Below are 21398 nucleotides of genomic sequence, written 5' to 3'. Positions count from 1 at the left end.
TGGGATCAGCGGGCCGAGGCGGCCTTTTCAGGCAACGCGGCGAGAGCGTTCTGGGCCGGCACCGGCTTCACCTCGGCACCCGGCTTGACCTTCTGCAGGCCTTCGACCACCACGCGCTCGCCGGGAGCCAGACCGTCCGACACCAGCCAGACATTGCCGACCGGGCGTTCGGTCTTGATGGTGCGCGGGGTCGCCTTGTTGTCGGCACCCACGACCCAGACGCGGGCGGAGCCGTCGGGCGAGCGGGCGACCGCGGCCTGCGGCACGGTGATGGCGTTCTCGGCCACCCCCTGCTCGACGCGGGCGCGGACGAACAGGCCGGGCAGCAGCTGCTTGTTCGGATTGGGGAAGACCGCGCGCAGCTGGACCGAGCTGGTGCCGGAATCCACCGTCACGTCGGCGAATTGCAGTTCGCCCTTCGCCGGATAGGCGGTGTCGTCGCCGCTGGCATTGCTGTTCAGGAACAGCGTCACCGGGATCTTGCCGGGTTCCGCCGGGCGGATGCGGCCGCTCTCCATGTCCTCGCGCAGCTTCATCAGCTGCGAGGCGGTCTGCGTCACGTCGACATAGATCGGGTCGAACTGCTGGATGGTGGCGAGCGCCGTCGCCTGGTTGGAGGTGACCAGAGCGCCTTCCGTCACCGCCGACTTGCCGATGCGGCCGGAGATCGGGGCGAAGACCTTGGTGTAGTTCAGGTTGATGCTGGCGAGGTTGTAGGCGGCCTTGGCGGAGGCCAGCTGCGCCTCGTTCTGCTTCAGCGAGGCCTGGACGTCGTCGAAGTCCTGCTTGCTGACCACGCTGTTCTTCACCAGATCGCCATAGCGCGACGCCTTGTTGCGGGCGGCCTGGAGGTTCGCCTCCGCCTTCTGCACGTCGGCCTGGGCGCTCGCCAGCGACGCCTCGTAGGTGGCGGGGTCGATCTGGTAGAGCTGGTCGCCGGCCTTGACCTCGCTGCCCTCGCGGAACAGGCGCTTCAGCACGATGCCGCTGACCTGCGGGCGGATTTCCGCCACCCGGTAGGGGGCGGTGCGGCCGGGGAGTTCGGTGGTCACCGGCAGGCGCTGCGGCTCGATGGTGGCGACGGAGACCTCCGGCGGGCCGCCGGCTCCCTGGGGCTGGCCGGCCGCCTGCTTCTGCTGGTTGCAACCGGCGAGCACCGCGATCAGGCAGGCCGCCGCGGCCAGCGTCATGAATGGCTTGGATTTGGACATCTCTTTACCTCGTCTCGGCGCCGCGCGTCGGCGGATCCGTCTCCCTGCTACACGCTCTGCTATACGCTGCGGGGTCAGGCGGTCCGGCACATCCCCGTTGCTTAGTACTGTCTCATACAGTACAGTGTACCAGACGATACATTCGAAATGCTGCACCGCGCAAGGGGGTTCCGCAGTTGCCCGATATGGGGCTGGAACATGGAAAGTCACCCTCCACGGACACACCGGGACCCCCTGCGTCCTCATCACGAATCGCGCCGGACGGCCGTCTAGGGCGGAAGAAAGCGTATCTATGACCAGCAGCCGGAAGGCCCATCCCGACCACCCGCCGGTCACCGCGCCGGCAACCGCACCCGAGGCCGGGCCGACCTGCGGGCCGGCCACCTGCGGGCCACGCGGCATGGCGCGCCGGCAGGCGATCCTGATGGCGGCGCGGCGCCTGTTCGTCGAGAAGGGGTTCGAAAAGACGACGCTGAGCGACATCATCGCCGTCGCCGGCGGGTCGCGCGCCACGCTGTACGAGCATTTCGGCGACAAGGAGGGGCTGTTCCGCGCGATCATGGAAGAGGACAACGCCATGATCCTCTCCGGCCTCGCCCCCGCCCAAGCCAACGAACAGGTGACGCCGGAAGCCGGGCTGACCGCCTTCGCGCTGCATCTGGTCAAGGCGCTGCTGAACGAGGAGACGACCGCCACCGTCCGCATCCTGATCGCGGAGGGCGACCGCGTGCCCGATATCGTCGAGGCTTTCTTCCGCATCGGGCCGGAGAACGCCATCGGCCGCCTGGCCGACTATCTGCGGCGGCTGTCGGACCGCGGCGATCTGCGCATCGACGATCCGGCCGCCGCCGCCCAGGCCTTCCTGGGCATGGTCACCGGCAACCTGCTGGTCCGTCGCCTGATCCTGCCGCAGAGCGCGCCGCCAATCCCCGACCTCGACCGCTATGTCCGGCAGGCGGTGCACCTGTTCCTGAACGGCGCCCGCGTGCCGGATCCGAAAGCGGCCTGACGAGGAAGAAGGGGCCGGCGTCCTCCGGCCCCTGCCGAGGTCAGGCCGGTTCGCCGATGGCCAGTGCGATGGTGCCGACCGCGGCGATCGAGCCTTCGATGCGGTCGCCGGGCTTGACGGCGCCGACGCCTTCCGGGGTGCCGGTGTAGATCAGGTCGCCCGGCTGCAGATGGTACAGGGTGGACAGGTGGGCGATCAGCTCCGGCACCGACCAGATCAGCAGGGTCAGGTCGGTGGACTGCTTCGTCTCGCCATTGACGCGCAGTTCCAGCCTGCCGCTGGTCGGGTGGCCGCACTCCGCCACCGGCACGATCTCCGACAGGACGGCGGACTCCTCGAAATCCTTGCCGATGTCCCAGGGCCGCTGCTTGGCGCGGGCGGCGAGTTGCAGGTCGCGCCGGGTCATGTCGAGACCGCAGGCATAGCCGTAGACCACGTTGAGCGCATCCTCCCGGGCGATGCGGAAGGCCGGCTTCCCGATGGCGATGACCAGTTCCATCTCGTAATGATAGTTCCCGGTCGCCGGCGGATAGGCGACGGCAGCACCACTCGGCACATAGGTGCCGGGCGCCTTGGTGAAGTAGAAGGGCGCTTCACGGTCGACCTGCACGCCCATTTCGCGGGCGTGGGCCTCGTAATTGCGGCCGACGCAGAAGATGCGGCTGATCGGGAAACGGGCATCGGTGCCGCGGACCGGTGCTGCGGGGATGGCGGCGGGGGCGAAGACATACTCGGTCATCTCAGGCTTTCCTCCGGTTTTGAAGACGGTCATTCGGCGTCGGACTGGCGGCCGGGTTCGGCGGCCTGGAAGGCGGGCAGGTCCGCGGCAGCCGCGGCGATGCGGCGGATGGTGGGATAGGCGTCGAGCGGGCAGTTCATCCGCCCGGCGTTGAAGACCTGCGGGACGAGGCAGATGTCGGCGATCGTCGGCGTGTCGCCGAAGCAGAAGCGGCCGACCCGGTCGTCGCCGGCCAGCATCGCCTCCAGCCCGCGGAACCCCTCGGCCACCCAATGGGCGTACCAGCCGTTGCGGGCCGCCTCGTCCTGGCCCAGCGCATCGCGCAGATGGTTCAGGATGCGCAGGTTGTTGACGGGATGGATGTCGCAGGCGACGGCCAGCGCCAGCGAGCGCACCCAGGCGCGGTCGAGCGGATCGCGCGGCAGCAGCGCCGGGTCGGGGTGGGTCTCGTCGAGATATTCGATGATGGCGAGCGACTGGGTCAGCGTCCGGCCGCCGACCTCCAGCGCCGGCACCAGCCCCATCGGGTTGACGGCGAGATAGTCCGGCGCGCTCTGTTCCTTGCGGCGCAGATGGATGAAGCTCCGCTCGGCGGTCAGCCCCTTCAGGTTGAGGGCGATCCGCAGCCGGTAGGCCGCCGAGGAGCGGAAATAATCATAGACCTTCATGCTGCTCTCCTCCTCATCGTTGGTTGCTGGTCCGGAATGGGTGTTCCGCCGCACGCCGCCGCGCTATGGTGCCCGCCCTCCGGTGGGCCGGGGATTTCGGACGGGACGGGCGGCATGACGACGAAGCGCAAGGGCATCCAATCGGTGGAGATCGGCATGGGCGTGCTCGACGCCCTGGTCCGGCTGGGCCGGCCGAGCAGCCTGACCGAGATCGCCAAGGCCAGCGAGATGTCGGTCAGCCAGGCCCACCGCTACCTTGCCAGCTTCGTCAACACCGGCTTCCTGCGGCAGGACCCGGCGACCACCCTCTACGACCTGCACAGCGGCGCCCTGCGGCTGGGGCTGGCGGCGATGGCGCGGCTGGACGTGTTCGAGCAGGCCAGCCGGATCGCGCAGGAGCTGGTGGAAACCACCGGCCGCACGCTTCAGCTTGCGGTCTGGGCCGATCTGGGGCCGACCATCGTGCGCTGGTATCCCGGTTCGCCGCCGATCTACACCACGCTGACCATCGGCTCGCGCCTGCCGCTGACCCAGTCGGCGACGGGCAAGGTCTTCCTGGCCTTCCAGAACGAAACCTTCGTCTCGGACGTGCTCCAGCGCGAGCTGGTGCGCGACCGCACCGACGGCCCCATCGACATCGATGCCATCCGCCGGCAGGTGCGGCGCGAGCTGGTCGCCGGCGTCGACGGCACCACGGTGCCGGGGCTGCGCGCCCTCGCCGGGCCGGTCTTCAACCTGCAAGGCCAGCTGGTCCTCGTCGTTTCGGTCATCGCGTCGCAGGCCTTCAAGGCCGACGAGGATCCGGCGGTGCGCGGGCAATTGCTGAACGCCTGCCGCGAGATCACGCATCGACTGGGCGGACGCTGGCCGGAGACGGCGTGAGCAGCGCGCGGGCCGCCCGCGCGTCGAACCGGTCGGACTCCAGCAGGGCGGCGGGCAGTGCGGCCCCGGCGGCGACCAGCCGGCGGCAGACGCTCATGTCGCGCCCGGCATTGATCGCCGCCGCTCCGACCAGCCGGCTCCCGCCATCCAGCATCAGGTAGAGCCGGCCGCCGGCCACCGTCGCGCGCTGCTCCACCAGCCGGCCGGAATCGCCGATCATCGTATCGCCAGTCAGCTGCACGTTCAGGTCATACTGGTCGGTCCAGAACCAGCCGGCCTCGCCCGGCGGAATCGCCTCGCCCAGGATGGTCGCCACCGCCCGTTCGGCGGTGACGTTGGCGTTCTGCCAGGTCTCGCAGCGCATCGGCCGGCCGTCCGGCCCCGGAATCGCCGCCATGTCGCCCACCGCCAGGATGTCCGGATCGGACGAGCGCATGTCGGCATCCACCACCACGCCGTCGTCGGTCACCAGCCCGCATTCCTGGGCCAGCGCCGTGTCGGGCGTGATGCCGATGCCGACCACGGCGAAGTCGGCGCCGACCGTGCTGCCATCGGACAGGGTGGCGTGCAGCCCCGCGTCATCCTCGCTCACCGCGCGGACCCGCACTCCGGTGCGGACCGCCACCCCTTCGGCAGCGTGGCGGTCGGCGATGGCGGCGGCGACCGGTTCGGGGAAATTGCGGCCGAGCAGGCGTGAGCCGACCTCCACCACCGTCACCGCCAGCCCGCGCTTGCGCAGAGTCGCCGCCACCTCCAGCCCGATGACGCCGCCGCCGATCACCAGCACGCTGGCCGCCTGTTCCGCCCGCGCCGCGATGGCGCGGACATCCTCGACCGTGCGCAGCACCTGCAGGCGCTCCAGCGTGAAGGGCAGCTGTCGCGGCTGTCCGCCGGTGGCCAGAACCAGCCGGCCATAGGGCAGGCTTTGCCCGTCGTCCAGCATCACCCGGCGGCGGGCGCGGTCGATGGCCATGACGCGGCGGCCCAGCCGCAGCGCGATCCCCAGCCGCTCATACTCCTCCGCCGGAACCAGCAGGGGCAGCGGGTGCTGCGGATCGGCCAGCATCTCCTTGGACAGGGGCGGCCGCTCGTAGGGAGGCAGCGTTTCCGCGCCCACCAGCGTCACCGGACCGGGATAGCCGCGCTGGGCCAGCAGCAGCGCCACCCGTCCGCCGGCCTGTCCGGCCCCGACGATGACCACGCCCGCATCCATGCCTGCACTCATGCCCCACTCCTCCTTGGTGCTGCGGCCCCCGCCTCCGGAAGCGGCGAGGTCCTTGGTGGACGAACTGTCGCTGTCGCTGATGGTTCGCCCTTGACGCATCGTTCGTGTTGCGCAATATACAATTCATCGCACGATATGCAATACGCATTGCCAACGAGATGCGCGGAGGAGCGATGAGCACGGCCAGCAGTCCCGCCAGCCGGGACTTCACACAGCAGGACCGCCCGGCACAGAAGCGCTGGACCGCCGACGGGGCCTCACAGGTTCCCTACTGGGTCTATTCGGACGAGGAGACCTACCGGCGGGAGCTGGAGCGGATCTGGTACGGCCCGCACTGGCTCTACTGCGCGCTGGAGGCCGAGATCCCGAGGGTCGGCGATTTCAAGACCACCACGCTGGGCGAAAAGCCGGTGATCGTGGTGCGCAGCGCCGAGGACGAGATCAGCGTGGTGGAGAACCGCTGCGCCCACCGCGGCGTGAAGTTCTGCCAAAGCCGCTCCGGCCACACCAAGGACCTGCTCTGCCCCTATCACCAGTGGGCCTACGATCTGCGCGGCGAGCTGATCGGCGTTCCCTTCCGCCGCGGCGTGCGGCGCCAGGGCGGCATGCCGGCCGATTTCGACACCGCGAAGCACGGCCTGCGCCGCCTGCGGGTCGAGGTGGTGAATGGCGTGGTGTGGGCGACCTTCTCCGACGACACCCCGCCCTTCCGCGAGTATCTCGGCGAGAAATTCTGGAAGCACTACACGCGCGTCTATGACGGCCGGAAGCTGGAGGTGCTCGGCTATAACCGCCAGCACATTCCCGGCAACTGGAAGCTGATGATGGAGAACATCAAGGACCCGTACCATGCGGGCCTGCTGCATGTGTTCTTCGTCACCTTCGGCCTGTTCCGCGCCGACCAGAAATCCGCCGTCGACATCGACGAGACCGGCCGCCACGGCGTGCTGATCAGCCGCAAGGGCGCGCAGGAGGTGAACGACGTCACCGCCGACATGCGCAACTTCCAGGGCGACCTGAAGCTGGCCGACCCGCGCATCCTCGACGTGGTGAACGAGTTCCCCGGCGACGAGACGGTGGGCATGATCACCATCTTCCCCAGCGTCATCCTGCAACAGCAGGTCAATTCGCTGACCACGCGCCAGATCGTGCCGACCGGGGCCGGCGGCTTCGACTTCCACTGGACCCACTGGTGCTACGCCGACGACACGCCGGAGATGAAGCTGCGGCGCACCCGGCAGGCCAACCTGTTCGGCCCGGCCGGCTTCGTGTCGGCCGACGACGGCGAGGTGATCGAGATGTGCCAGCAGGGCTTCGCCGCCTCCCCCGACGCCGAGGCGCTGGTGACGATGGGCGGGCACGACATCGCCCCCACCGACCACATGGTCACCGAAACCGCGATCCGCGGCATGTACCGCTACTGGCGCGAGGTGATGGGGCTATGAGCACGCTGAAGATGGACCGCCCCGATGATGTGGCTGCGGCTGCGGATGCGGCGCTGCGCGCCCGGGTCCGCGACTTCTACGACGCCTATTACGACGCGCTCGACGACGTGCGGCTGGAGGACTGGCCGGACTTCTTCACCGAAGAGTGCCTCTACCGCGTCATCCCGCGCGAGAACCACGAGCGCGGCTACAGGCTCTGCACCATGCAGGCGGAAAGCCGCGGCATGTTGCAGGACCGGGTGACCGGCCTGCTGAAGACCCAGATGTACGCCCCGCGCTATTACCGCCGCTTCCCCGGTCCGCTACGGGTGACGGCGGGCGCCGACGGCATCCGCACCCGCCACAACCTGCTGATGGTCCAGACGCTGATCGACCGGCAGCCCACCATCGTGCTGTGCGGCGTCTGCCACGACCGTCTGGTCGAGGATGAGGGACGCCTGCGTTTGGCCGAACGCGTGGTCGTCTTCGATTCCGAGATGATCGCCAACAGCCTGATCTATCCGGCCTGAGGAGCATTCCCCCCATGACCGAGACGACGACCGTGACAACGACTTGGTTCAAGACCATCCCGGCCGCCGCCGTCGAGCAGGACGGCGTCGCCCGCGCCCAGGCCGGCGGCCAGCGCGTGGCGCTCTATGCCGTGGAGGGTGAGTATTTCGCCACCTCCGACGTCTGCACCCACGGGCAGGCCTTCCTGTCGGACGGTTACCTCGACGGCCACCTGATCGAATGCCCGCTGCACCAGGGACTGTTCGACGTCCGCACCGGTGCGGCGGCCGGCGCCCCCTGCACCGTGCCGGTCCGCAGCTTTCCGGTGAAAATCGAGGACGGCGTCCTCTATGTCCAGATCGAGGAGGCGTGACGCCATGGCGCCCGACAGCCACGGACTGCTCAGCAACGACACCGACAGCCAGCTCCGCCAGCTCTACGAGGCGATGCGGCCCCAGCATCTCTATCCCCTGTGGGAGGTGCTGGGCGCCCTGGTCACCCCGACGCCGCGCGCGCCGACGGTGGCGGCGAAATGGGACTATGCGGCCGCCCGCGCCCATCTGATGCGGGCCGGCGACCTGATCAGCGCGGAGAAGGCCGAGCGCCGCGTCCTGATCCTGGAGAATCCCGGCACGCCCGGCACCGCCGGCATCACCACCAGCCTCTATGCCGGGCTTCAGATGATCCTGCCCGGCGAAGTGGCGCCCTGCCACCGCCACAGCCAGTCGGCGCTGCGCTTCGTCATGGAAGGCCACGGCGCCTACACCGCGGTGGATGGCGAGAAGGCGGTGATGAACCCCTTCGACCTCGTGCTGACGCCGAACTGGCAATGGCACGACCACGGCAACACCACCGACCGGCCGATGATCTGGCTCGACGGGCTGGACATCCCGACCGTGCGCCATTTCGACGCCAGCTTCGCCGAGCATCTCGGCCAGCCGGCCCATCCCGAGACGGTGCGGCCCGGTGACAGCAGCGCCCGCTACGGCCACAACATGCGGCCGATCCGCGGCACCGCCGCCGACCGCCGGCCGGCGCACCAGCCGCTGTTCCACTACCCCTATCCGGATTGGCGCGCGGGCCTCGGCGCCCTGGCCGCGGCGGAGACGCCCGATCCCTGGATCGGCCATGCGCTGGAGTTCATCAACCCGGCCGACGGCGGGGCGATCATGCCGACCATCTCGGCCCATGTCCGCCTGCTGCCGAAGGGCTTCGAGACCAAGCCGCGCCGCTCCACCGACGGCACCGTCTTCGTGGTGGTGGAAGGCCATGGCCACGCAAGGATCGGCGACCGGGAGTTCGCCCTGTCGGACCGCGACGTGATCGTCGTGCCGAGCTGGGACGAGGTGACGATCCAGGCCGGCGGCGATCTGGTGCTGTTCGGCTATTCCGACCGCACCGCCCAGGAAAAGCTGGGCCTCTACCGCGAACAGCGCGCCTGACCGTCAAGCGGCGCGCCCAAGCCCTTCAACGAAAAGGGCGAACGGCCGGCGGTCCCGAGACAGCCGCCGGCCGGCCGGACAACGATCCGGACCGGACATCAAACATCATTGGGAGGGGCACATGCCCGGACAGCAGCACGTCATCGACGTGACCGCCGCGATCGAACGCGCGCGGTTCGGCCGGTTCCAGGTCCTGATCACCGCGCTGTGCGCGCTGATCGCACTTCTGGACGGCTTCGATACCCAGGCCATCGCCTATGTGGCGCCGGTCATCGCCGAACAATGGGGGATGAACGTCGCCGGCTTCGGCCCGATCTTCGGCGCCGGCCTTGCCGGCCTGACGGTCGGCGCCTTCCTCCTCAGCCCGGCGGCCGACCGTTTCGGGCGCAAGAGCATCATCCTGCTGTCCATGCTGATCTTCGGCGTCTTCTCGCTGGTGACCGCCTGGGCCGGCACGATGAACGAGCTGCTGCTCTACCGTTTCCTGACCGGCGTCGGGCTGGGCGGGGCGATGCCGAACATCATCGCGCTGACCTCGGAATATGCGCCGGCGCGGCTGCGGGCGACGCTGGTCACCGTGATGTTCTGCGGCTTCCCCTTCGGCTCGACCATCGGCGGCATCATCAGCGCGCCGATGATCGGCGCCTTCGGCTGGCAGTCGGTGTTCATCGTCGGCGGCATCGCCCCGCTGGCGGTGCTGCTGGTCCTGATCGCCTTCCTGCCGGAATCGCTGCGCTATCTGGTCGCCAGCCATGCCCCGCGCGAGCGGATCGCCGCCATCCTCCGCCGTCTCGATCCCGACAACGCCGCCCGCATCGAGGCCGGCAGCAGCTTCGTCCTGCACGAGCCGAAGGCCGCCGGCTTCACCGTCGCCAAGCTGTTCCAGGACGGGCGGGCGCGCACCACGCTGCTGCTGTGGGCGGCCTTCTTCATGAACCTGCTGGTGATGTATTTCCTGGTCAACTGGCTGCCGTCGCTGCTGCGCGCCAGCGGCATGCCGATCCAGACCGCGATCCTGTCCACCGCCGTGCTGAATCTCGGCGGCGTCATCGGTGCCATCGCGCTCGGCCGCATGATCGACCGGATGAACCCGCATCTGGTGCTCGGCACCGCCTATGCCGCCTCGGCCCTGTTCATCGTCGGCGTCGCCTTCGGCGCGCATGACCTGTGGCTGCTGATGCCGGCGATCTTCCTGGCGGGGTTTGGCGTGGTCGGGGCCCAGATCGGCATGAACGCGCTGGCCGCCGGCATCTATCCCACAGCGATCCGCTCGACCGGCGTGGGCTGGGCGCTGGGCATCGGCCGCGTCGGGTCGATCATCGGGCCGGTGGCCGGCGGCGCGCTGCTGGGGGCCGGCTGGAACGCTCAGGGCGTCGTGCTGGCCGCGGTCGTCCCCGCCCTGCTCGCCTCGCTGGCCGTGTTCACCCTGCGCCGCCAGCCGGCCCCGGCCGGTGCGCTGAAGGCGTCGGCAACGCTGGCCCATTGACTGGCGGACATCGATTGACAGGCATTGACTGACGGGCAAGGACATCGTCAGACCGTCTCGGCCGCCGCCTCCCCCACCCCACGGTGGCGGTCGGCCTTGGTCAGCGGTTCGGCGATGTCCTCCAGCCCCTTGCCTTCGGCATCGACGCCATAGACCAGCGCCACCACCCCGCCGAACATCATCACGACCGATCCCAGCACATAGCCCCAGAACAGCGGGTCGCGCTCCGTCCCCTCCCCCACCAGCCAGCCGAACAGCAGCGGGCCGGTGGAGCCCACCACCTGGGCAATGGCGAAGAAATAGGAGATCGCCTGCGCCCGGACCTCCAGCGGGAAGATCTCGCTGACCGTCAGATAGGCCGACGAGGCGCCGGCGGAGGCGAAGAAGAAGGACACGCACCAGAAGATCGTGTGCGTGTTGGCGGTCAGCACTCCCTGGCGGAACAGGAAGGCGGAGACCAGCAGCACGCTTCCCGCCAGCAGATAGGTGCCGAAGATCATCCGCCGCCGCCCCACCGTGTCGAACAGCGGCCCCAGCAGCAGCGGCCCGATCAGGTTGCCGGCGGCGAAGGGGAAGAAATAGACCGCCGTCTGCGACGGGTCGAGATGGTAGAAATTCTGCAGGACCAGCGCGTAGGTGAAGAAGATCGCGTTGTAGAGGAAGGACTGCGTCACCATCATCGTCACGCCCAGGACTGTGCGCGTCGGATATTGCCGGAAGAACACGTCGACAAGCTGGCTCCAGGACACCGAATCCTCCGGAACGATGTGCATGGCCCGCTTCGGGTCGACCGGCGCCAGCGTCTTGCCCTGGTCGCGCACGCTGGCCTCAATGTCGTCGACGATGCGTTCGGCCTCCGCCTCCCTGCCGTGGGTGACCATCCAGCGCGGACTTTCCGGGATGTGCCGGCGCAGATAGATGATGATCAGGCCCAGCAGCGGCCCGATGAAGAAGGCGATGCGCCAGCCGATATTTTCCGGCACCAGCGAATGGTCGAGCAGGAAGACGCTGCCGACCGCGCCGATCATGGCGCCGGCCCAATAGGTGCCGTTGACGGCGATGTCGACCCGGCCGCGGAAGCGCGCCGGGATCAGCTCGTCGATGGCGGAATTGACGGCGGCATATTCTCCGCCGATGCCCATCCCGGCGATGAAGCGCCAGAGATAGAGGAACCAGGGCGTCCAGGCGAATCCGGCGATGCCGGATGCGATCAGATAGAGCGCCAGCGTGGTGATGAACAGCCGCTTGCGCCCCCAGCGGTCGGTCAGCCGGCCGAAGACCAGCGCCCCCACCACCTGCCCGATCAGATAGATGGTGCCGGCCAGCCCGACCTCGGCGCTCGACATCCCCAGGCTTTCCTTGTAGCCGGAGGCCGAAATCAGCTGGATTTCGATGCCGTCCAGGATCCAGCTGACGCCCAGCCCGACCACCACCATCCAGTGGAAGCGCGCCCAGGGCAGCCGGTCCATCCGCGCGGGCACCAGGCTGCTGACAGCGACGGCGCTTTTTGCTGCGGTCATGCGGGTGGACTCCCCAAGGCTGATTGTCACAGACGGCGTTCCGGTGAAACGCCGCATGCCGCCGGAAGGTTTCCGCCCGCGCAGGGTGCCTTCAAATATCTGATATACGAATTGTCCCGACTCTCCTCATTTCCCATTGCGCTTTTGGATCGATCCAATTACCGTGTGCGAACAGTTGCAGCGCAGGGGATGCCCCCTGTGAGCCGGGCCAGGATCCCGGACGACGAGCCCTGAGCGGACAAAGGCAATCCGCGCAACGCCGGCCCGCAGACGGGCGGGGCGACGCGGATGCGGAGGAACGCCCGTGACCTATGATTTTCAATTCGACGCGGTGCTCGCGTCGTGGGATTACCTGCTGGCCGGCGCCTGGCTGACCGTCAGGCTGTCGTTCGGTGCCATGGCCATCGGTCTAGTGATCGCCATCCTCTGCGCGCTGGGCAAGACCTCCGGGCCGAAGCCGGTGCGCTGGCTGATCAACGCCTATATCGAGGTCATCCGCAACACGCCCTTCCTGGTGCAGATCTTCCTGATCTTCTTCGGGCTGCCGACCGTCGGGCTCCGGCTGTCGCCCGACATGGCGGCGCTGATCGCGATGGTCGTCAATGTCGGCGCCTATGCCACCGAGATCATCCGCGCCGGCATCGAATCCATCCACAAGGGCCAGATCGAAGCGGGTCTGGCGCTGGGTCTGCGGCCGTTGCAGGTCTTCCGCCACGTCATCCTGAAGCCGGCGCTGCGCACGGTCTATCCGGCGCTGACCAGCCAGTTCATCCTGCTGATGCTGAGTTCCAGCGTGGTCTCCGCCATCTCCGCCGACGAGCTGACGTCGGTCGCCAACAACATCCAGTCGCAGACCTTCCGCAGTTTCGAGATCTACATCGTGGTGACCGGCATCTATCTGGTGCTGGCGCTGATGTTCTCGGCCCTGTTCGCCGGCATCTACCGACTGGCCTTCGCCTATACCGTTGACCGGCGCTGAAGGGGACCGAGCGATGATCCGCGCCTTCGGGTACAACGAGTTCCTGTTCCTGCTCAGCGCCGTGCAATGGACGCTGCTGCTGTCGGTCATCGCCTTCATCGGCGGTGGCATCGTCGGGCTGTTCGTGGCGCTCGCCCGCACCTCGGACGTGAAGCCGCTGCGGCTGCTCGCCACCGGCTACATCCAGGTCTTCCAGGGCACGCCGCTGCTGATGCAGCTGTTCCTGGTCTTCTTCGGCGCCACCGTGCTGGGCATCGACATGAGCCCGTGGGTCGCCGCAGCGGTCGGGCTGACGCTGAACACCAGCGCCTTCCTGGGCGAGATCTGGCGCGGCTGCATCCAGTCGGTGCCGCGCGGCCAGTGGGAGGCGGCCTCTTCGCTCGGCCTGCGCTATCCCGGCCTGATGCGCTACGTGATCCTGCCGCAGGCGGTGAAGGTCGCGGTGCCGCCGACCGTGGGATATCTGGTGCAGGTCATCAAGGGCACGTCGCTGGCCGCCATCATCGGCTTCGTCGAGCTGACCCGCGCCGGCCAGATCGTCAACAACGCCACCTTCCAGCCCTTCCTGGTCTTCGGCATCGTCGCCGCGATCTATTTCGCGCTGTGCTGGCCCCTGTCGCTGCTGAGCCAGCGTCTGGAAGCCCGCTACGCCGCCCCTTCCCGCTAAAGCCTAAAAAACACCCGCACTCGGAGGAAACATCCATGGCCTTCACCGTCACCCGCCGCCTGATCGTCGCCGGCGCCCTGATGACCGCCGCAATTGGCCTGACTGCCACGGCGAACGCCCAGAGCGTCGAGGACATCAAGGGCAAGGGCAAGCTGACCATCGGCATGCTGGTCGACTTCCCGCCCTTCGGCATCACCAGCGCCGACGGCAAGCCGGACGGTTATGACGCCGACGTCGCCAAGCTGATGGCCAAGCATATGGGCGTGCCGGTGGACATCGTGCCGGTGACCGGGCCGAACCGCATCCCCTATCTGCTGACCGGCAAGGTCGACGTGCTGGTCGCCTCGCTCGGCATCACGCCGGAACGCGCCAAGCAGGTCGCCTTCTCCGAGCCCTATGCCGCCATCGAGATCGGGCTGCTCGCCCCGCAGAAGTCGCCGGTCGCGAAGGCCGAAGATCTGTCGGGCAAGAGCGTCGGCGTCGCCCGCGCCAGCACCCAGGACCAGTCGCTGACCGCGGTGGCGCCGAAGGATGCCCGCATCATGCGCTTCGACGACGACGCCAGCGCCGTGCAGGCCCTGCTGTCCGGTCAGGTCGACGCGCTGGGCGTCAGCAATGTCGTGGCCCAGCAGATCAAGACGATGGCGCCCCAGGCCAATTACGAGATGAAGTTCGTCCTGAAGAGCCAGGTCCAGGGCGTGGCGTTGCGCCAGGGCCAGGACAAGCTGCTGGGCTGGGTCAACGGCTTCCTCGACACCGTCAAGAAGAACGGCGAGCTGAACGCCATCCATCAGAAGTGGCTGGGCACCGACCTGCCGGCGGCGGTCACCGCCAGCAAGTCGTAAATCAGGCAAAGTGCAATCCCCGGTGGAGGGTACGACCATGGCAGTGGCGTCTGAGCCGACGCGCGACGGCATAGCACCTGCGATGAGCGCGGATGTCGTCATCCGCATGGAAGGCGTCCAGAAATGGTACGATCACTTCCAGGTGCTGAAGGACATCGACCTGGAGGTCCACCGGGGCGAGCGCATCGTCATCTGCGGCCCGTCGGGATCGGGAAAATCGACCCTGATCCGCTGCATCAACCAGCTGGAACGCCACCAGAAGGGCCGGATCACCGTCAACGGCGTCGAGCTTGGCCCGCACCACCGCCAGCTCGACATGGTCCGGCGGGAGGTCGGCATGGTGTTCCAGAGCTTCAACCTGTTCCCGCACCTGACCGTGCTGGAGAACTGCATGCTGGCGCCGATGAAGGTGCGCGGCACGACCAGGGCCGAGGCGAAGGCCACCGCCATCCGCTATCTGGAACGGGTGCGCATCCCCGAACAGGCCGACAAGTACCCCGGCCAGCTGTCGGGCGGCCAGCAGCAGCGCGTCGCCATCGCGCGGTCGCTGTGCATGAACCCGAAGGTGATGCTGTTCGACGAGCCCACCTCCGCGCTCGACCCTGAAATGGTGAAGGAGGTGCTGGACACCATGATCGGTCTGGCCGAGGACGGCATGACCATGCTGTGCGTCACGCACGAGATGGGCTTCGCCAAATCGGTGGCCCACCGCGTGATCTTCATGGACCGCGGCGAGATCGTCGAGCAGAACACGCCGGAGGAATTCTTCACCGCCCCGAAATCGGAGCGGACGCGGAGCTTCCTCGGCCAGATCCTGGCCCACTAAGGCCCTTTTGTTCCACCAAGGACGAGTTGCGATGAAGCCCGAAATCCTGCTGGTCGAATCCATGATGCCCGCCGTCGAGCAGGGGCTGGATGCGGCCTACACCGTCCACCGCCTGTCCGCCGCGCCTGACCGCGACCGGCTGATCGCCGAGATCGGCGACCGGGTGCGCGCCATCGTCACCGGCGGCGGGACCGGCGTGAAGAACGCGGTGGTCGATGCGCTGCCCAATCTCGGGATCGTCGCCATCAACGGCGTCGGCACCGACGCGGTCGATCTGGAGCATTGCCGCGGCCGCGGCGTCCGCGTCAGCAACACGCCGGACGTGCTGACCGACGACGTCGCCGACCTTGCCGTCGGACTGATGATCGCCGCGTCGCGCCGGATGATGGTGGGCGACCGCTTCGTCCGCGCCGGGCAATGGCCGAAGGGCAAGCTGCCGCTCGCCCGCAAGGTCAGCGGCAAGCGGCTGGGCGTGCTGGGGCTGGGCCGCATCGGCGAGGCCATCGCCAGGCGCGCCGAGGCCTTCGGCATGACCATCGCCTACACCAACCGCAAGCCGCGCGACGGCGTGTCCTACCGCTTCGTCGCCTCGCCGGTCGATCTGGCGCGCGAGAGCGATATCCTGATGGTGGCGGCCTCGGCCGGGCCGGACGCCCGCAACATGGTCAACCGCGCCGTGCTCGATGCGCTGGGACCGGAGGGGCTGCTGGTCAACGTCGCCCGCGGCAGTGTGGTGGACGAGCCGGAACTGCTGGCGGCCCTGACCGAGGGCCGGATCGGCGGCGCCGCGCTGGACGTATTCGCCGACGAGCCGAATGTGCCGGAAGGCTTCTACGGCCTCGACAATGTCGTGCTCCAGCCGCATCAGGCCAGCGCCACGCTGGAGACGCGGACGGCAATGGGCCAGCTGGTGCTCGACAATCTGGAGGCCTTCTTCGCCGGCCGGCCGCTGCCGACCGCCGTGGTGTGAGGCACCGCCGCCGTGGCCGCGCCGCGCAATAGCAGCAAACCCGACAGTCAAAGGGCGGGAAGCGTCACCCTGACGGAGGTCGCCGGCCACGCCGGGGTGTCGCGCTCGACCGTGTCGCTGGTGCTGCGCGGCAGCCCGCTGGTGGCGGCGGAAACCCGCGAGCGGGTCCAGGCCGCCATGGCGGCGCTCGGCTACATCTACAACCGCGGCGCCGCCACCCTGCGCGCCGCCCGCACCCAGACGATCGGGCTGCTGGTCTGCGAGCTGAACAACCCCTTCTACGCCGAGCTGACGGCGGGGGTCGACGACGTGCTGGACACCGAAGGCTTCGTCGCCTTCATCGCCAACACCGCCGAGCAGCCGGAGCGCCAGGACCGCTTCCTCCAGCGGATGCGCGAGCATAATGTCGACGGGGTGATCCTCTGTCCGGCCGCCGGGACGCAGGAGGACCTGCTCGACCGGCTGGATCTCTGGCGGCTGCCCTGCGTGCAGGCCCTGCGCATCATTTCCGATCAGGGGCGCGATTACGCGGGGGTGGATTACCAGGCGGGCATGGAGACCGTCACCGACCATCTCGTCTCGCTGGGCCACCGGCGGATCGCCTTCGTCGGCGGCACTTTGGACCATTCCGCCTATGCCGCCCGCCATGCCGGTTTCACCGCGGCGATGCGGCGGCATGGGCTGGCCGACGATCTGGTGCTGCGCTGTCCGCTGACCCGGCGGTCGGGTGCGGAGATGGCTGATCATCTGCTGAATTGGCCGCAGGCCCGGACGGCGGCCCCGACGGCGGCGCTGTGCTACAACGACGTGGTGGCGCTCGGGCTGATGCTGGGGCTGGAGGCGCGCGGTCTCAGGGCCGGGCATGATCTGGCCGTCACCGGCTTCGATGACGTGCCGGAGGCGGCCCTCAGCCGTCCGGCGCTGACCACCGTCGCCACCTCCGCAAGGCAGATCGGGCAGGAGGCCGCCCGGCTGCTGCTGCGCCGCATCGCCGACCCGCAGGGCCCGCCCGAGCGGATCATCCTGCCGAGCCGGCTGGTGGTCCGCGACTCCTGCGGGGCTCCCGGCGGCACCCCCTCCCCTTCCCTCCATCACAGAGACTTGTCATGACCGATACCGTCGAGGCCCTGATCGCGGCACGCGAGACCCGCCAGTGGCTGACCGGGCTGGACAGCCGCCCCGCCACCGAAGCGGAGGCCTACGAGATCCAGGACGCCGTCGCCCGCCGTCTCGGCCCCGTCACCGCCTGGAAGGTCGGCGCCCGCACGCCGGATGCCGAGCCCTTCCGCGCGCCGATCAACGCCGCCACCGTCTTCGAGAACACCGACCATCTGCCGGCCAAGCTGTTCCAGGTCATCGGGGTGGAGGCGGAGATCGCCTACCGCTTCGCCCGCGACCTGCCGGTGCGCGAGCAGCCCTACAGCCGGGAAGAGGTGCTGGACGCCGTCGCCTCGGTCCATCCGGCCTGGGAGATCGTCGACACCCGCTTCGCCGGCTTCGGCAGCCAGGACGGGCTGAGCCACATGGCCGACCAGTTCAACCACGGCGCCCTGATCGTCGGGCCGGCCATCGCCGACTGGCGTTCGCTCGATCCGCTGAAGGAGACGGTGACCCTGGAGGTCGACGGCGAGATCAAGGTCGATGTCGTCGGCGGCAACAGCGCCGGCGATCCGGTCCGCCTGCTGGTGTGGATGGCCAATGTCGGCGCCCGCAGCTTCGGCGGCCTGCATGCCGGCGAGGTGGTGACCACCGGCTCCTGCACCGGCACAATCTTCGTCGAGCCGGGCAGCCGCTCGGTCGCCCGCTACGGCACCATGGGCACCATCACGCTGAAGGTGGATTGAACGGGGAGCGCGGGCCGGCCTCACCGGCCCGCGTCGCCGCTCATGGCAGCAGGTGCCCCAGCCGCTGGCCGAGCGCGGTCAGGCCGCTGGAGGCCGGGACGTCGGCGCCGGCGACCAGATCGATCGTCCGGCGGACGGCGCCGTCATAGTCGATGCGGAGCTGGCCGACGACGTCGCCGCGATGGACCGGGCTCGGCAGCGGTTCGGCCAGGGTGGCGACCACATGCAGGCTGTTGCGGTCGGCCGGCGCCATGGTGACGGTCACGTCGTCGGCGACCGTCACCGGCACGCTGTCCTCCGTCCCCATCCACACCGGCGCCTGTTCGACCAGCTCGCCCTTGCGCAGCAGGGGGTAGAGCCTGAAGCTGTTCCAGGCCCAGTCGAGCAGCCGGGTCGGCTCGTCATTGCGGGCCTGCGGGCTGGGCAGGCCGTTGACCACCAGCACCAGACGGCGTCCGTTGCGCTCCCCCGAGGCAGTCAGGCCGTAGCCGCCGACCTCGGTATGGCCGGTCTTGATGCCGTCGACGCTGACCGGATGGTAGAGCAGCGGATTGCGGTTGCCCTGGCGGATGCCGTTCCAGGTGAAGTTCCGCTCCGACTCGTAATGATAGAATTGCGGGAAGTCGCGGATCAGGTGGGTGGCGAGGATCGCCAGATCGCGGGCGGTGGTGTAGTGGCCCGGATCCGGCCAGCCGCTGGCATTCATGAAATGGCTGTCGGCCATCCCCAGCTCGCGCGCCTTGGCGTTCATCATCGTGGCGAAGGCCGGTTCGCTGCCGGCCAGCCCCTCCGCCAGCGCCACCGCGGCATCGTTGCCGCTGTCGATCAGCAGGCCGCGCAGCAGATCCTCAACCCGCACCGCGCTGCCCAGCTTCAGGAACATGCGCGAGCCGCCCATCTTCCAGGCGGTCTGGCTGACCGGGAAGCTGGTGTCGAGCGTCGTCCGGCCATGAACCAGCGCATCGTAGGTCAGATAGGCCGTCATCATCTTGGTCATCGAGGACGGCGCCATCCGGGTCGTCCCGTTCTTGTCCAGCAGCACCGCACCGCTGGACAGATCGACCAGATAGGCCTGCTTGGCCGCCGTGTCCGGCTGGGACAGCGCGAGAGCGGGAACCGAAAGCAGGACGGCGGCGGCGAGCGACAGGCCGCCGGCCAAACGGCGAATGAGGGCGGCGGAACGGCTTTCCGGCCGCGGATTGACGACGATCACCCTGTGGATCCCCTGAGGCGACGGATGGGTCTTGCGAAGGCCGTTTCCATGGACCATCGCCGCGCCGGCTTCACCCCTTATTTTCGTATGGCTCCCACTTTTAATGTGGGGCGGCAGGAGGATCAGGCCGGGTCCAGCAGCCGCGGGCCGGCGCCGCCATCGCCAAGCTCGTCCCAAGGGTTGCGCAGGGGGCAATCGCGGATCGACAGGCAGCCGCAGCCGATGCAGCCGTCCAGATTGTCGCGCAGCTTGGTCAGCTTGGCGATGCGGTCGTCCAGCTCCTCGCGCCAGCGCTCCGACATGCGGCGCCAGTCGGCGGTGGTCGGGGTTCGGTCTTCCGGCAGGGCGTTCAGCGCGTCGGCGATGGAGGCGAGCGAGATGCCGAGCCGCTGCGCCACCTTGATGACCGCCACCCGCCGCAGCACGTCGCGGGAGAAGCGGCGCTGGTTGCCGGGATTGCGCCAGCTTTGGATCAGTCCCTGCGCCTCATAGAAATGGATGGTCGAGACCGCCACGCCGGACCGGCGCGCCACCTCTCCCACCGTCAGCTCCTTGTCGTAATCCTCCGGCGACAGCATTCCGGTCCCTCCCCTCTCCTGCAACCCTCCGTCCCGCCAGTCTGGCGGCTTTTCCGCTTGACCTCAAGTTCTGTTGAGGTTTTAGCCTGCCCCGACTTTGCCGCCCAAATGGGCAAAGTGCCGATTGGGTGATCAGATATCTGGACCAGGGGAATGGGGACCGAATGACCAGGGGAAAGCTTGCCGCCCTGCGGGACCGCTTGGCGGGATTGGGTGAGTTCGTGTTCAGGCCGATCCTGCCCGGCGCCACGCTGCGCGACCGCATGATCGCCTGCTGCGGCGCGCTGCTGGGCATCGCCGCGACGGGGCTGCTCTGCCGCAACATGCTGGCCTACATGTCGAGCGCGCCGGTGCTGGTGGCGCCGATGGGGGCGTCGGCGGTGCTGCTGTTCGCCGTGCCGGCCAGCCCGCTGGCCCAGCCCTGGTCGATCGTCGGCGGCAACACGCTGTCGGCCATCGTCGGGGTGCTGGTCGCCGCCGTCATTCCCGATCCGATGCTGGCCGGGGCCGCCGCGGTGGCGCTGGCCATCGCCACCATGTCGCTGACCCGCTGCCTGCATCCGCCCGGCGGCGCCGCGGCGCTGACCGCGGTGCTGGGCGGGCCGGCGGTGACGGAGATGGGCATCAAGTTCGCCTTCTTCCCGGTCGCGGTGAACTCCATCCTGCTGCTGACCGCCGGACTGATGTTCCACCGGCTGTCCGGTCACCGCTATCCGCACAAGCCGGTCAACGCCCACCGCACCAACGATCCGCCGCCGCAGCTGCGCCCCGGCCTGACCCAAGGCGACGTCGACGACGCGCTGCGCACGCTGGCCGAGACGCTGGACGTCAGCCGCGACGATCTGGGTGCCCTGCTGGTCAATGCCGAACTCCATGCGCTGGAGCGGCTGCATGCCGACATCACCTGCCGGGAGATCATGTCGCGCGACCTCGTCACCGTCACGCCGGACACCCACCCGCAGGTGGCCCGCGCCCGGCTGCTGGAGCATGGCTTCCGCACGCTGCCGGTGGTGGACGGGCAGAATGCGATCGTCGGCATCGTCGGGCACGAGCAGCTGTCGCACGGCGACGCCCTGCACCACGGATCGCGCGTCGCCGCCGTGATGGCGCCGGCGGCGACCGAGCTTCCCGACACGCCGGTCTTCCGCCTGCTCGGCCGCCTGTCCGACGGCCGCACCCATGACGTGGTGATCGTCGACCAGAACCGCCGCGTGCTGGGGATGATCACCCAGACCGACCTGCTGGTGGTTCTGGCCCGCACGGCGCTGGCGCGTGCGGTGCAGACCGGGGTCGACGGGTTGAACGGCGCCCTGCCGCGCGGCTACCTGCGCGACGTGACGGCCGGTCGGGCATAGCGGTT

Annotated in this window: 22 protein-coding genes; 15 read left to right on the top strand and 7 right to left on the bottom strand. The window is 68.8% G+C overall.

Features of this window, described 5'->3' with window-relative positions:
* Nucleotides 1-5 precede the first annotated feature (5 nt).
* Nucleotides 6-1211: an efflux RND transporter periplasmic adaptor subunit gene (locus tag J2848_RS34450; RefSeq protein ID WP_149235253.1), complete on the bottom strand. Its 1206-nt coding sequence runs from the start codon at nt 1209-1211 to the stop codon at nt 6-8.
* A gap of 292 nt (nt 1212-1503) precedes the next feature.
* Between J2848_RS34450 and J2848_RS34445 the strand changes: the two genes are divergently transcribed.
* A complete protein-coding gene (locus tag J2848_RS34445) occupies nt 1504-2220 on the top strand; it encodes a TetR/AcrR family transcriptional regulator (protein WP_149235254.1) in 717 nt (238 codons plus the stop codon).
* A 40-nt stretch (nt 2221-2260) separates the two neighbouring features.
* On the opposite strand, the gene J2848_RS34440 is transcribed toward J2848_RS34445, so the two are convergent.
* Nucleotides 2261-2959: a fumarylacetoacetate hydrolase family protein gene (locus tag J2848_RS34440; protein WP_149235255.1), complete on the bottom strand. Its 699-nt coding sequence runs from the start codon at nt 2957-2959 to the stop codon at nt 2261-2263.
* Between the two features lie 29 nt (nt 2960-2988).
* Complete coding sequence (gene maiA, locus J2848_RS34435; protein WP_149235256.1) at nt 2989-3627, bottom strand: maleylacetoacetate isomerase; 639 nt, start codon at nt 3625-3627, stop codon at nt 2989-2991.
* A gap of 114 nt (nt 3628-3741) precedes the next feature.
* Between maiA and J2848_RS34430 the strand changes: the two genes are divergently transcribed.
* Complete coding sequence (locus tag J2848_RS34430) at nt 3742-4509, top strand: IclR family transcriptional regulator (RefSeq protein ID WP_149235257.1); 768 nt, start codon at nt 3742-3744, stop codon at nt 4507-4509.
* Here J2848_RS34430 and J2848_RS34425 read toward each other — a convergent pair.
* Complete coding sequence (locus tag J2848_RS34425) at nt 4469-5734, bottom strand: NAD(P)/FAD-dependent oxidoreductase (protein WP_149235258.1); 1266 nt, start codon at nt 5732-5734, stop codon at nt 4469-4471. The genes J2848_RS34430 and J2848_RS34425 overlap by 41 nt on opposite strands.
* 173 nt (nt 5735-5907) lie before the next feature.
* Between J2848_RS34425 and J2848_RS34420 the strand changes: the two genes are divergently transcribed.
* The 5 genes from J2848_RS34420 to J2848_RS34400 all read left to right on the top strand — a co-directional run bounded on the left by J2848_RS34420 (nt 5908) and on the right by J2848_RS34400 (nt 10596).
* The gene (locus J2848_RS34420) at nt 5908-7179 is read left to right on the top strand and encodes an aromatic ring-hydroxylating dioxygenase subunit alpha (protein WP_149235259.1); all 1272 of its coding nucleotides are present in this window, start codon (nt 5908-5910) and stop codon (nt 7177-7179) included.
* A complete protein-coding gene (locus J2848_RS34415) occupies nt 7176-7688 on the top strand; it encodes an aromatic-ring-hydroxylating dioxygenase subunit beta (protein ID WP_149235260.1) in 513 nt (170 codons plus the stop codon). The genes J2848_RS34420 and J2848_RS34415 overlap by 4 nt, the downstream gene beginning before the upstream one ends.
* Before the next feature lie 14 nt (nt 7689-7702).
* Complete coding sequence (locus J2848_RS34410) at nt 7703-8041, top strand: non-heme iron oxygenase ferredoxin subunit (RefSeq protein WP_149235261.1); 339 nt, start codon at nt 7703-7705, stop codon at nt 8039-8041.
* A gap of 4 nt (nt 8042-8045) precedes the next feature.
* On the top strand, nt 8046-9110 hold the full coding sequence (gtdA, locus tag J2848_RS34405) for a gentisate 1,2-dioxygenase (RefSeq protein ID WP_149235262.1): 1065 nt from the start codon (nt 8046-8048) through the stop codon (nt 9108-9110).
* A gap of 121 nt (nt 9111-9231) precedes the next feature.
* Complete coding sequence (locus J2848_RS34400) at nt 9232-10596, top strand: MFS transporter (protein WP_149235263.1); 1365 nt, start codon at nt 9232-9234, stop codon at nt 10594-10596.
* Between the two features lie 47 nt (nt 10597-10643).
* Here J2848_RS34400 and J2848_RS34395 read toward each other — a convergent pair whose 3' ends face one another.
* A complete protein-coding gene (locus J2848_RS34395) occupies nt 10644-12116 on the bottom strand; it encodes an MFS transporter (protein WP_149235264.1) in 1473 nt (490 codons plus the stop codon).
* Nucleotides 12117-12420: 304 nt separating this feature from the next.
* Here J2848_RS34395 and J2848_RS34390 point away from each other — a divergent pair, with 304 nt between their 5' ends.
* The 7 genes from J2848_RS34390 to J2848_RS34360 are packed head-to-tail and all read left to right on the top strand — an operon-like array spanning nt 12421 to nt 18247.
* Nucleotides 12421-13095 (top strand): amino acid ABC transporter permease, encoded by a 675-nt coding sequence (locus tag J2848_RS34390; protein WP_149235265.1) that lies wholly within the window; start codon nt 12421-12423, stop codon nt 13093-13095.
* 13 nt (nt 13096-13108) lie between these two features.
* Nucleotides 13109-13762, top strand: coding sequence for an amino acid ABC transporter permease (locus tag J2848_RS34385; protein ID WP_149235266.1), 654 nt, complete (start codon nt 13109-13111; stop codon nt 13760-13762).
* 35 nt (nt 13763-13797) lie between these two features.
* Nucleotides 13798-14607: a transporter substrate-binding domain-containing protein gene (locus J2848_RS34380; RefSeq protein ID WP_149235267.1), complete on the top strand. Its 810-nt coding sequence runs from the start codon at nt 13798-13800 to the stop codon at nt 14605-14607.
* 37 nt (nt 14608-14644) lie between these two features.
* Complete coding sequence (locus tag J2848_RS34375) at nt 14645-15433, top strand: amino acid ABC transporter ATP-binding protein (RefSeq protein ID WP_281288681.1); 789 nt, start codon at nt 14645-14647, stop codon at nt 15431-15433.
* Between the two features lie 31 nt (nt 15434-15464).
* Nucleotides 15465-16403, top strand: a complete 939-nt coding sequence (locus J2848_RS34370) for a 2-hydroxyacid dehydrogenase (protein ID WP_149235268.1) — start codon at nt 15465-15467, stop codon at nt 16401-16403.
* 12 nt (nt 16404-16415) lie between these two features.
* Entirely contained in the window at nt 16416-17513 is a 1098-nt protein-coding gene (locus tag J2848_RS34365; RefSeq protein WP_149235269.1) for a LacI family DNA-binding transcriptional regulator, read from the top strand.
* A complete protein-coding gene (locus tag J2848_RS34360) occupies nt 17510-18247 on the top strand; it encodes a 2-keto-4-pentenoate hydratase (RefSeq protein WP_149235270.1) in 738 nt (245 codons plus the stop codon). Before J2848_RS34365 ends, J2848_RS34360 begins: the two co-directional genes overlap by 4 nt.
* Before the next feature lie 40 nt (nt 18248-18287).
* On the opposite strand, the gene J2848_RS34355 is transcribed toward J2848_RS34360, so the two are convergent.
* Entirely contained in the window at nt 18288-19460 is a 1173-nt protein-coding gene (locus tag J2848_RS34355) for a D-alanyl-D-alanine carboxypeptidase family protein (RefSeq protein WP_246194459.1), read from the bottom strand.
* A 122-nt stretch (nt 19461-19582) separates the two neighbouring features.
* Nucleotides 19583-20038: a redox-sensitive transcriptional activator SoxR gene (gene soxR / locus J2848_RS34350; protein ID WP_149235272.1), complete on the bottom strand. Its 456-nt coding sequence runs from the start codon at nt 20036-20038 to the stop codon at nt 19583-19585.
* A 164-nt stretch (nt 20039-20202) separates the two neighbouring features.
* On the opposite strand from soxR, the gene J2848_RS34345 reads away from it, so the two are divergent.
* Nucleotides 20203-21393 carry an HPP family protein gene (locus J2848_RS34345; RefSeq protein WP_149235273.1) on the top strand — a complete coding sequence of 397 codons (1191 nt, stop codon included), beginning with the start codon at nt 20203-20205 and terminating at the stop codon, nt 21391-21393.
* The last annotated feature ends 5 nt before the right edge of the window (nt 21394-21398 follow it).

Origin of the sequence: Azospirillum lipoferum, from assembly GCF_024170005.1 — a bacterium.
GTDB lineage: Bacteria > Pseudomonadota > Alphaproteobacteria > Azospirillales > Azospirillaceae > Azospirillum > Azospirillum lipoferum.
This window is presented reverse-complemented; position numbering and strand designations above follow the sequence as displayed.